10 protein-coding genes are annotated in these 12054 nt (G+C 44.9%); 3 read left to right on the top strand and 7 right to left on the bottom strand.

Annotated features, from left to right (window positions below; genetic code table 11):
* Positions 1 to 174: 174 nt before the first annotated feature.
* The 4 genes from DB520_RS10490 to DB520_RS10505 all read right to left on the bottom strand — a co-directional run bounded on the left by DB520_RS10490 (position 175) and on the right by DB520_RS10505 (position 5414).
* On the bottom strand, positions 175 to 1029 hold the full coding sequence (locus DB520_RS10490) for an RraA family protein (RefSeq protein WP_232834914.1): 855 nt from the start codon (positions 1027 to 1029) through the stop codon (positions 175 to 177).
* Between the two features lie 196 nt (positions 1030 to 1225).
* On the bottom strand, positions 1226 to 2656 hold the full coding sequence (locus DB520_RS10495) for a mandelate racemase/muconate lactonizing enzyme family protein (RefSeq protein WP_114749671.1): 1431 nt from the start codon (positions 2654 to 2656) through the stop codon (positions 1226 to 1228).
* Between the two features lie 156 nt (positions 2657 to 2812).
* A complete protein-coding gene (locus DB520_RS10500) occupies positions 2813 to 3145 on the bottom strand; it encodes a putative collagen-binding domain-containing protein (RefSeq protein WP_114749672.1) in 333 nt (110 codons plus the stop codon).
* Positions 3146 to 3149: 4 nt separating this feature from the next.
* Positions 3150 to 5414: an apiosidase-like domain-containing protein gene (locus tag DB520_RS10505; RefSeq protein ID WP_114749673.1), complete on the bottom strand. Its 2265-nt coding sequence runs from the start codon at positions 5412 to 5414 to the stop codon at positions 3150 to 3152.
* Positions 5415 to 6049: 635 nt separating this feature from the next.
* Between DB520_RS10505 and DB520_RS10510 the strand changes: the two genes are divergently transcribed.
* Positions 6050 to 6487 (top strand): hypothetical protein, encoded by a 438-nt coding sequence (locus tag DB520_RS10510; RefSeq protein WP_157972018.1) that lies wholly within the window; start codon positions 6050 to 6052, stop codon positions 6485 to 6487.
* A 66-nt stretch (positions 6488 to 6553) separates the two neighbouring features.
* On the opposite strand, the gene DB520_RS10515 is transcribed toward DB520_RS10510, so the two are convergent.
* Both DB520_RS10515 and DB520_RS10520 read right to left on the bottom strand, forming a co-directional pair.
* Positions 6554 to 7369, bottom strand: coding sequence for a hypothetical protein (locus DB520_RS10515; protein WP_157972019.1), 816 nt, complete (start codon positions 7367 to 7369; stop codon positions 6554 to 6556).
* Between the two features lie 35 nt (positions 7370 to 7404).
* A complete protein-coding gene (locus DB520_RS10520) occupies positions 7405 to 8679 on the bottom strand; it encodes a purple acid phosphatase family protein (RefSeq protein WP_114749676.1) in 1275 nt (424 codons plus the stop codon).
* Positions 8680 to 9151: 472 nt separating this feature from the next.
* On the opposite strand from DB520_RS10520, the gene DB520_RS10525 reads away from it, so the two are divergent.
* Entirely contained in the window at positions 9152 to 9586 is a 435-nt protein-coding gene (locus tag DB520_RS10525) for a hypothetical protein (RefSeq protein WP_114749677.1), read from the top strand.
* Between the two features lie 82 nt (positions 9587 to 9668).
* Positions 9669 to 10265 (top strand): hypothetical protein, encoded by a 597-nt coding sequence (locus DB520_RS10530; protein ID WP_114749678.1) that lies wholly within the window; start codon positions 9669 to 9671, stop codon positions 10263 to 10265.
* A 117-nt stretch (positions 10266 to 10382) separates the two neighbouring features.
* On the opposite strand, the gene DB520_RS10535 is transcribed toward DB520_RS10530, so the two are convergent.
* Positions 10383 to 11885, bottom strand: coding sequence for an alkaline phosphatase D family protein (locus DB520_RS10535; protein WP_198675292.1), 1503 nt, complete (start codon positions 11883 to 11885; stop codon positions 10383 to 10385).
* Positions 11886 to 12054 lie beyond the last annotated feature (169 nt).

Here is a 12054-nt window from a genome sequence, read left to right on the forward strand (position 1 = left end):
AAATTACCTTGTCTTTTAAGGTGTCGGATGCGAACAGGCTGTTATTTAGGGTAGCTATTCAGCCCAGCAATACGCCAATCAGGTATATTATTTTTTATCACGATAGTTATAATTTGATCGATAAATTATCTAAGCGATTGGCATTCATTATCCTGCTCTGCGGAAATAAAAAATTCACCACGTCCTTGTTTTTAACAACTCCTGAATTTCTTCCCTCGGAACGGGCAAATCATCCATATTGGACTCCATCCATTCTGAAAAATCCCTTTCAATTTCATCTGTCCAGCGGGCATCTATCTGACCAGGGGTATATTTTCCTTCGCGCAGGCGTTGGTGGCCAAAGCGATCCCTTAATAACACCAATTCCCCTGTTTTCACCACCTTTTCTGCCAAATGGGGAGGGATGAAGATTACGCCATCCAATTTTCCCAATACCACATCCCCTGGCAGAACAGTTACTGGACCAATTCGGATGGGAACATTAATGCCTGTCAGCATCATCTGTTGCTGGTAAGAGGGGTGTGATCCCCGGAAGAAGGAGGTAAAGTTGGGGATTTCCATCAAGCCATCAAGATCCCGTACCGTACCATTAAACACTACCCCGTTGCCAGATTTGGCGGCTATTGCTGTGCCTAAGTTATCCCCTATGATTGGCCCATCTTCCACTTTCCCGTAGGAATCTGCCACATAAACATCCCCATTATTAAGCATGTCTATAGGCCAGGAAACCATGTCCCCTATTCTTCCCTCTTCAGCACCTCGCTTTTCATGATGTTTTCTGATCTCTGAACGCAAAGGCATGTATTGGGCGGTTAATGCCCTTCCTACCAATACCTCCCCAGGATTAATATTCTGCCAACCCTTTTCGTACTGATGGGGATAACCAGCTCCTCTCAGCACTGACCAAGCCTGCTCCAAGGAGATCTGCCTCATCCTCTTCAAAATATCATCTGGCACCTTAGGCCTTCCATCCGGAAACCTTTCCCCTTCCCAATCGGGGGTCAAAGTAATTATCTCCTCCCTTTCCATTGTAAGGGATTGAGACTGTAGGGTGGAAAATAAGCAACAGAAAACTGGGACGAGGAGGAAGCTATATGATCTCTTTTGCATGGTAGTAATTTATGAATGTGAATGGAGGTAGGGTAAAACTATACCCTATTGATGGTTTTCCAAACCCTGGCAGTAAAGTGGTTGATATTTCTACTCATTCAGAACATAAGCAGCATTAACTCCACCAGAGAGGGATGTCCGCTCCTTCCATTACAGGGTTTGGTTTTCCGTAAAACCCCGGTTTAAAGGGGAATTTCTTTTCTATATCATCTATCAACTCCACACCATAACCTGGTTTATCCGGAATGGTCAAATAGCCGTTTTTTATTTTATAGGGATCCTTGAATATTTCCCATTTTAGGGGGTTATAAGTCATATTTGTCTCACACATATGCCCACTGGGAACGCCCGCCACCAAATGAATGCTGGCTATGGTGGTAAGCCCACCCACCCAATTGTGTGGAGAGTATTTCATTCCATGCTCGTGTAGCATTTGCCCAATATACCAGCCTTCACTGATCCCAGTCAAGTTGGGGTCTGTCTGGATAAGGTCCATGGCCCCTGAGTTGGTGAAAGGGTACACTTGATACCGGTTCCACAAGGGTTCACCCCCCGAAACCATCACGGAAGGCATGGCTTCGTTTATGGCAATATGTTTTTCCACAGCTCTTGGGTCATAGGGTGAAACAGGTTCCTCGTACCAATAAAACTTAAGCTCCTCCAAAACCGGGCAGAGCTGGTTGAGAATAGTATCCATATCCCATGGAAACTTTTCTATACAGAGCCTAAAATCAGGGCCAACTGCCGCTCTAAGATTCCTTAATATGGGAATGTATTTTTCCATGGTCATGCCACTGAATTTCCAACTGGTCCCTTGGCGAAATTTAAAGGTGTCGAATCCTGCTTCCTTGTAGCGTAGTGCTTCTGCGATAAGGGCCTCTTCCCCATTGTCGTACCATGCATGCTCCACTCCTCCACTTGCGTACATATGCACTTTATTGCTAGGCACCCGTTCACCAGCTAAAATTTTATACACCGGAAGCCCCTTAGCTTTTCCGATAATATCCCAAATGGCGTTGTTGACGCCTGCCCATGCCCCTTCGGCGATGCTATTATGTCCCTGGTTATTAGTGATAAAATCCACATCAAACACATTTGCTCCCTTCAGAAGAGGAGTAATGTAGGAATCGGTATATTTTTTCAGGTGGTCCGGCCCACGATAAGGGCTGCCCTCTCCAATTCCAATAATTCCTTTGTTGGTAAAGACCTGGACAAGTGCCGCATCCGATTTCCAAACTATAAGCCCCCCTACCCTCCACAGGTATTCCCCTTCGTGCACATAGGATAGAGGAGTGACTTTTATGTCCGTGATAGTGATGTCTTCCCGCTCCAGACCCTCTGCTGGATGGGAGCGTTTTTCATCGAAATTTATTGGGTGTATTGGCATTGTTTTTCCAGACCCATAAGGCAGAGAAGGAGGTTTTATTTGATTGGTGGAGGTAAGAGGAGCCCCGGAGAGGCCGTAAACCAGGCCGGTTGCCAATGCAGTCCCTCCGGCGGTCAAGAAGGATCTACGCGATAGACTTTGAATTTTTTTATTTTCCATTTTTTCTATATAACTATGGAAATTAAAAAGTAATGGCTAAAAATCAAAACATTATCATTTTCCTTTCAGATTTAGGCACTTTTCACCAAATTTGGGTTTTACCTACCAACCAACTATTTCATTCATCCCTTTTTCCATAAAATTGAACTCAGGGTTTCATTTTAATGAATATCCGTATTTGGCATCATCCAACACAAGCACCCAATCATTTCCGGAAAAGCTATCCCCCTTGGAAGGTGGGTCGAAGGATTGGGTTTGTCCTTTGTTCTTGATTTTCCCCTTACCCTTGACTTCCCCTGATCTGGGGCTGAACCAGTACCAGTTAAGGTTTTTTCCACTAATTTTCGAAACATCAACCTGGAACCCCTCACCTTTGGGGGTGTAAACCATGGCGTAACTTCCATCGCCTGCCCTGCAGGCTTTTATCCTTTCCAGTCCCTTGGATTCGTTATTGACCAACAGTTCCTGATAGGGTTCCCTAAGTAACATGGGTCTACTTTGAAGCAATTTCCCAAGATACTGGATCTGGTTCCCAAAGCCCTCCCTCGTGAAAGGATTCAGGGATCCTGAATTCGGCTAAGTCGTTCCTTGCACCGCAATGCCATACATTCCAGGAGCCATAGGACGTGCCAAAGCCCCCGGCAAAGACCCCCCAATAAATCGTCGCCCTTACCTCATCGGTGTTTTCGCCGTCTTGGGTATAGTGGGGTTCGAAGTCCATAATGGGCTTGAGTTGCCTTGCATAGCCATCTTCTATCATACCCTCCAGGTTTTTAAGGCTGTGGCCAGACTGTATGGTATTGAAGTGCATGAAGGGTTCATCTTCGGGGAAATAGTCCACAGTGGAAGTGGGGCCGTGGGTATGGTAGGTCATCATTAGGTTGTCGTATCGTTCCTTACCGTTCACGCCTATGGACACTCCCTTGGCCAGGTCTCGGTGAAGGCGGAGAAATCCTTCGTTTTCCGGATGGTGGTCACCTCCCATCACCCAAATGATCCAGGGATTATGGTGTCTAAATCTCTGTCCAATAAACATTCCATAGGCCAGGGCATTCCCAGGATTTAGGTTGTTCTTTTGATGCCACTGCTCTCTCCATGTGGGCAACAGACACACGAATAGTCCTCTATTGACGGATTCCTCCACCACAAATTCCAGATGATCCCACCAATCATAGACATTGTTACCTGTAGAAATATCACCCACGCTAATATGTGGCCTCAAAAATTTCTCATTTTCAAAAGGCTCCTTTCCATAAGGATTGGCACCCATATAATGTCCATGAGCCAAAACTTGAATGGCAGTGAATCCTTGCTCCTTGCAAATATCCAGCACTTGAATAATCTCCTCCCTGTCCAGTCTTCTTGCCATGGACCAAAGGGTCTGTCCCAAAAACAGGAAGGGTTCACCCGAGTCCCGGAGTACCAGATGCCGCCTGTTTTCAGTTACCATAAGCCTGGAATCAATATTGTTTTCCCCTTGATTTTTTTCCCCACTTATGGCTTCAAGGATTGCCAAAACATCAGTGTCAATGGTTTCATGGAAAACGCTTTGAGTTGCCTCCAGGCTACTGGACTCCCCTATAACCCTAACCTGATACTGCCTTTGAAAAGAACCGCTTTTTGAAACTACGGCAACAAAAGTCTCACCCTCCCCAGTTGCACAAATTTCCCCATTTTCATCTACCATAGCTACATCCTGGTTGCCGGTTGACCAGCGATAACCGGAATTTTGGTGGGTGGATAGGTTTGCCGTAACGCAATTTCCTAGTTCCAGACGAAAAGTCTCCTGAATTTCTGATACTTCCGATAATTGCTTGTTCAACGCATGCATAACCCGCCAAAACTCTCTTGTGGCCACTTCCTGCTCGGCTTCCTCTGCCTGCCAGATATTGCCCGTTTCATCATGCCGCAGTACAGGCCTTCCTGCTCCGTCCAACTTTTCGAAGCTGAACCGTTTCCACTCAGTCACATAATCAGGTTGGGTGAGCAAAATGGCAGGGTGTCCATCGAAATCCCCCTCGTTGGGAAGTTCGTTGGAGGGGTGTCGCTTTTCGTACATCCAACGGAAAAAGGCCACACTCTGGTCCAGCTCTTCCCTTATCCTAGCCTTGGGGACCACCGGGGGCTTCATATAAACGGTGCCCCGGTTTCCCGGAGGGCCAATAGGGATGGCCACTACCCGGAAATTGGCCATGATGATGGCCCAGGCCCAGGCATCCAACCCCGCATTGTAGTCGATTTTTTCCCCACCGAAAACCCCCATTACCACCACCTTTTCGGCAATGCTAGGATCCAATAGATAGGCGTTGGCCACCGAGGTCAGTTGCCCCCCTGTGAGGACTACCAGGGGTTGTTCCGGTGTGCACTTCAGGGCATTTTCCACGATAAACTGGGATCCGTTTATCTCCAGGGGCCTGGTATCCTCCATCCTGTTGCTTGCAGGCTTCTCCAGCTTTTGGTCGGTTCCCTTAAAAAGCTTGGGAAGGTTTCTCAGCCCACTTTCCCGGGCTATTTCCAGCACCTCTTCCCTGCCTTTTACAAAAAGGGGATATTCATCGGGGCTATAGGTGGTGATGATGCCCCTCAGGTCGGTTTCCCCCAAGCTGCCTAGGGCCATCAGGTACTCCTCCAGGTACACATCCCGATGGTCATCGTTGTCCACAATGACTGGGCTGTCCTTATAACGGGGAAGAGTCTGGGTATACCCATTATAGATGAACAGGAGCAGAAAAAGGGTAGTCGAAGGTAGGAATTTCATTTTATGTATTTACTTTTACTGTAACCAATAATATAAAATCCGAAGTGCCCGAAGTTTCCTTCAAAGGAAAATGCCTCTCTTCCATGGGAAAAAAACCTTGATAGTCTCTTTCTCGAAATTCCTGAATGATGATATTAAGCCCTTATGCCCAAAACCCACTGCACGCCATATTCCACCCAGAATCTATAAACTTAACCATTATAGACTTCCATTTACCACCTGTATTTTTAATTTTAATTACTGCCGTCCGAGAACCGAACCAGATTAAATGATAAAATAGGCCTTCAAAAAATGTAGAACTAGCCATTCCTTTCCTGAAGGGAGGTGGTGAAACTATCAAAAAGGTCTTCCTACCACTTTTTGTTAATACATACAAATGCGGATTCGTTCCCTTCCCAAAATTGGTCCCAAAGTAAATTATCTTCTGATAACCTTATGTTGACCTCGGTCGCAGGCTGGCCTTCATTCTCATGGATCAATTTTTTTCCTGGGGAAGGCTTCATGGTTTTTTTTTAGAATTGCTGGACTAAATTATTTTTTCCCAGCCAAATAAGAAATAAAATCATGTATGGAAAAATGCTTGATGACAAATTCAACTTTTTGAGATGTTAAATAAAAACCAAAAATCTTTAAAAATGAGAAAGCAAATTACCACTTACCGAAACCATTTTATGGCGATCACATTGATGTTGCCCATCTTGATATTTTCCTGTAACCATAATGAAAAACCAAGGGGAGTACAGCTCTACAAAGGGGCCTGGAACGGGACCTATTCAGGTGCTGATGACAATGGGGCTTGGAGGGTACAAATCGATGACAAGGGTACTATCTCGGGAACCGCCACTTCCATTACAATGACCGGAGGCTTTGAACTTACAGGAACCGTAAATTCAGAAGGTGATTTTCAAGCAACCTCTGGATCTACCACTTTTGGAACTACTTTTAACGGAAAATTAAACGGTACAAATGGACAGGGAACCTGGCAAAACATCCAGGCGGGAATTTCTGGCAACTGGTCAGGAAGCAAGGAGGAAGATCCTAGTCAGGGGATAGGTATAGAGTTTGAAGAATAAGCAACATATCTATATCCACATAAACCTATTATATGCCCATTAATTCCTTACAGTATTCAAATCATCTTAAATCCCAATATCGGTAGCCAAGGTGTTTACTCGATACTCTTCTTTTTTTTCCACAAAAAACAATAAAGCAACAACGGCCAACGGAACCAGGTAATGGGGTGCCCTGACCAGCACTTCTGGATAGGACATCCATCCTGTTTCGGTTATTCTTGCCATTGCAGTGACCAAACCCCAAGTGCCCATCCAAAAGGCAACATATATATTAGGTCGGATAGCTATCCATAAGGAAGTGAGTATATCCACGCAACCAATTACAAACAAAGCCTGCAACGCCACTGACTCGGGTATATAGAGACCCATAAGATTGATCCCAGAGCCAATGATCATGTCTATAAAAAAAGGATGACTCCCAATGGCCTCCACTCCGTGGGTGAAGAAGGTGATGGCCAAGCTGATAGAAAGCACCCTCAACAGCACCTTAGCCCAACTCCTGCTTCGATCCTGTATCCAGTTCTTTTTTTGGATGAATAGTGCCAATATAAAAGCCAAGGGGGTAACAATACGGACAAAATAAGCAAAAAGAGTATATTCGCTAAAATGATATCCTCCCGTCTTGTACCCCAAATAGGCCACCAAAAAAGCATAAACTGCCGCTACGGCCAATAGGGGACGTACAGGGTAAAGGAAGGAGGATACCCCCACAGCCAACACAATATATCCCATAATATGCTCCGTCCTTACCGAGGAATGATGGCTCCACTCCCATTCCATAAACAGGAAAGTCCCTATGGCTGTGCCCGAAAAAGCATTCAGCGCCAATCCAAGGCACATAACACCCGTTGCAAGTCTCAGGCAGGTAATCGCTTTGTTCAAGTTATCCACGGAATTTCTTAAAATATACCTTTCTACTACTCCACTTGGCTTGCTACCATTCTAGGTTGTAATTCATGGTCGTCAAGAACTTTCTTATCCATGCCAATGGCCCTGGTTCTTAAACCATCCATTCGGAAGTCGATCAAGAAAACGTGATGGGCACTGGTAGCCATCCCAGGTTCCTGAACGAACCACCTTGAATTGTCCGTTTCCCTTTGTGGAACCCCCAAACCTCCTTCCCCAATATAGATAACACCTTCTGGGTCATGCTTCCCACCCTTTATAGGCAAAGTTCTTTTTAAACAATGACCATCTGCCTCTGCCGCAAGGTCCACTTGGTACTCTTCAAAAAGCGGCACCCAAAAATTCCTTACCCTGGACGCAGTGGTGGCATTAAAGTCCTTTACCGCAGGATAGGCAGGCACGTGATATTGAACCATAAGCCAACGGTTGTTGGGTCGTAGAGAAGCCAACTCCTTCTCCAGCCATTGCCGCTGGTCCCCTGTGATGCTTACCTCTGTGTTCAAGGTTACCAATGCTACCTCTGGGGTAAGTTGAGATGTATAATAATATTGACCCGTTGGAAGATCTTCCCCCAACCAAAAATTTTCTTCAAAACCAATACTCCGGTCATGGTTTCCCCTGGAAGCTATAAGCGGCAGTACCCTCCCATCTTCAGTGGTCGTAAGTTCGTGGTCATGAAACCACCAATAGAGGTGTCTCCAGTCGGCAGTTACCCCCCAATCCGCACCATGGGCCAGCGCATAGATGTTTGGATTTTCTGCCAACAGTTCAGACATAAGTCTGTTCATGGCTTTGCGGTTCTCATGGGGATGGACCCCTGCATACCTAGGATCGGCTGCACCCATCCTCGAATCACCGCCCCAGAATAAGCTGATCTCCTTGTCCGAATCCGGTGCCGTGATAAAGTACATCTCCTCTGAGACCTTCCCATCAGACTCCACTACAAAATAATACCTGGAATCTGCATTCAACCCCTTCATTTCGGCGTGGTTATAGTGTCCTCTTGGTACTTCCATTTCCATATCCGAATCGGTAAGAGTGATTTCACCTGTAAGCGCAAGTTCAGATTTATGCGTATAGGCAGCCAAATCACCCTCCCTGCTTTGCGTATCGAAATAAACGGTGGCCTTTTGTGTAGCGGAAAAGGTGGTCCAGGAAACCACAGCGTGTTTGGAAGGGTTCTGAGTCCAAAGAATGCGGACATGATAAGGGCCTTCCCTATCGGGGGTCACTGCTATAGCAGATAATATGGGCATTAAACCGAGTAGGACTACTATGTTTATCATGCTCACAATGTAGATTTTATATGCAGAAAATGGCTGTGCGTTGTTGGTATTCACGGCGATATACAGATTATTGGTGATACTTTAATTAGACTTAAATCTAAACGAATTTATGGGCTTTTTCCCAATTCTGATGTTATTTTTTCTTTACCTATACTACCGGAAAGACAATATATATTACTACCAAGCTGAAAGTTAATTTTCAGAAAGCACAATATTTAGAAATCTCCGTTTCTATTTTTAGAATTCGAGCAGGTTTTAAATGAGGAAGTTATGCCAACAAGGGGGGGGACTGCCATCCTGTAAGCCAATTTTACCGAGTATTCCCAAATTATTGTTAAGGCAAAACTCAAATAGTTGATAGGCCAGCCCATAATTAAATGTTAATCCTTTAATTCGATAAGGAAATGAAAAAATAGTTGATGACAAATTCAGCTTTTGGAGATGTAGAATAGAAACCAAAAAATCTAAAAAAATGAACAAGTACATGACCATCTCCAGAAACTTTTCTCTTTTGATTACATTGATGATCCCACTGGTATTTTTGTCTTGCGATAATGATGACGAACCGGAGGGAGTACGGCTTTACGAAGGTTCCTGGAGCGGAACCTATGTCGGATCAGGCGACAACGGTACCTGGAGGGTAGAAATTGATGACCAAGGAAATATTTCAGGCACTGCCACCTCCTTTGTATTATCTATGAATTTTGGTCTTTCGGGTACAGTTAACTCTGAGGGAGAGTTTCATGCAACCACCGGATCCGCCAGCTCCGGAACGACGTTTACCGGTACCCTAACGGCTACGGATGGACAGGGAACCTGGGAAAACAGCCAGACAGGACTGTCAGGTTCATGGTCTGGGTATAAGGAAGAAGATGAGGGTGTTGGGGGAAGTAATAACCCAATATAAGGAATAATCAAATCATTCCTTAGAGAAATTAAACCTAAAATGATGGCAATCCGTAAAGTTACATATCTCCAACAATGTTTCTATGTTCAGGAAAGCTTTATATGGTTTGCTGTTTTTCCCTCTTTTACTGGCCTGTTCCATAGAGGAAGAACCACTTCCCACTGGGACACAGTTGATGCTAAACCCCAATCTTTCCCAATATTCTGACTCAGTTTCCCCTTGGACTAGCAGCCAATCCGGAAGTGCACAAATAGGGACAAGTAGAGAAGATTTCCTCACGGGAAACCGGTCATTGTTTATAGAAAATCAGGATCCAATAAACATCCATAATGCATCCTGGGTACAAACTTACACTGGTCAAATGCCAGCACCGGGAAGTCAACTAGAACTCACGGTCTTCCTTAAAGGGGAAAATTTACGGATTGAAGAAGGATCCACCGCAAGCATCAGTATTTATTTTACCGTATCCCTTCCGAGTAATGAAGGGGGCAGTACCCAAAATAGAACCGTTGGTTCTGATATAGCCTCCAGCTTAGAGGGTAGTTTTGATTGGACCCCCATAAGAATCACAATGGATAGCTTTCCCCCAGAGGCAACTTCCATTAGAGTCCACTTAGGGATGTTTGGTTTGACTACCGGGAAAATCTATTTCGATGAAATTACGCTTACGGTACTGTAAGTTCATCCTTTTCCCTTTTCAGCAAACCTAGCCAATTAACATACTTCACTTATTGAAAGGGATACCAGAATTTGTACCTTCACACTATTGAAACATCCACTCTCTTTGCTCTTAAAATCAGGGGGACAGTTTTTCATAAGGAACAGTGATCTCTTCCATAATTTCACCATACTGATCAATAAGTCGGAATTCAACCTTTTGATCTCCATTTTCATGGATAAATGTAAACTCGCCAAAGGCGATTAAATCCAAGCCCGCATAGCCAAAAAGCTGAGTGCTTGAGTCATCGGCAAAAACCTCCGGCCCCGGCACCCCACTCAGGGTCGCCACCTGGAATTCGTGAAATCCGAAACCCGACTCATGGGGAATGGTAAAGGCCCTCGCACCGTGACGGTCACCGCTGATCAATAGCACACCGGGTATCTTTTCTTCAACGATAAAATCAAACAATTCCTCCCTTGCCTTAGGATCCCAGGTACCCCAGGAATCCTTTCCTTTGCTAATATAATCGCTCCACATTGTCCCGCTTGAGATCACCTTGTAGGGAGCTGTTGAGTTTTTCAGTTTTTCCTTTAACCAGGTTAACTGTTCGGAGCCTAGATAGGCACCGTATTCCATTCTTCGTTCATTATCCCTAAGGGACCTGGTGTCCAGCATAATCATCTCCACAGGGCCCACCCTGTCATTGAAGTAAATACCCGTATGGCCGTTGGGGGGATTGATCCAGTTCTGCTCCCATAATTCACGTATTTTCACCCTGTCCTCCTCGGTGAATCCCTCTGGGACACCACCAAGGTCATCGTCAAAATAGTCGTGGTCATCCCAGGAAGTATATAAGGGGATGTTTGCCGAGAGTTCTCTCCAAGGCTTTGAGACATCCCTAAGGAGGTAATCTGCCAGGTGCATGTTAAATAGGTTTCTTCTATCATCTACTGCGATATCACCCAAAATCATCATAGCGTCCGGGCTCCTTCCTAATATTTGGTTGATCAAATTTGGGTTATGGAGACCAATTTTATGAAAACAGGATCCAAAGGCTATGCTGAAAGTTTCACGGTCCTCCTCCTTAGGTGCAGTTTTAATTTCACCGCCTGCGACCTTTTCTTCTTCAACATAAACCGAATAGGTATAGGACGTATTGGCACTAAGCCCTTGTAGGTCCACCCTTTCGTCCAAACCCGCTAAGGTCGGGTTAAAATCATAGCTCTTTTCTTCCCTGCCATCTGCCCCATAAACTGCAATCGTATGTTTTTGAGTAGTGGCCGGGCGTAACCAAATGGACACACCTTCCTCATTCAACCTGCCTAACATAGGCCCTCCCATCAAGGGAATATCCAGCTTTTTTGCAGTGTTTACTATTTTAGGATCTGTAAAATCTACCTCGGGGTTTTCTTCAAAAATTTTTCTGCTTTGGAGATAAAATGACCTTTCATTTTCCGGTAGTTCCAGATAACTATCCAACAACCTGGTGTCAATCTCTAAATCTCCAATATGTGCCTCCCGAAGTGTGACCTTGTGCCTGGGCTGCACAGTGTCTTCGGCAGTATAAATGGCATTATTAGACCTTGCATGATTTGTGAGTAAAATTGATAGTAAACTAATTAAAATTGTGATTTTCATGTGTTTATATTTTCTTTTCAACGGTCACATGGAATCTCGCAATCTATAATCATCCCAGTGTGTGACGTGCTCGTCATGCCCTGACTGCCGTCAGGACAGGCTCGATTTCATGTTTTTATGTTTAATTCTCAGCAGCTACATCTGTCTGACGGTTTGAAACTTTCTGACA

Source organism: Pleomorphovibrio marinus, from assembly GCF_003347495.1.
Taxonomy (GTDB): domain Bacteria; phylum Bacteroidota; class Bacteroidia; order Cytophagales; family Cyclobacteriaceae; genus Pleomorphovibrio; species Pleomorphovibrio marinus.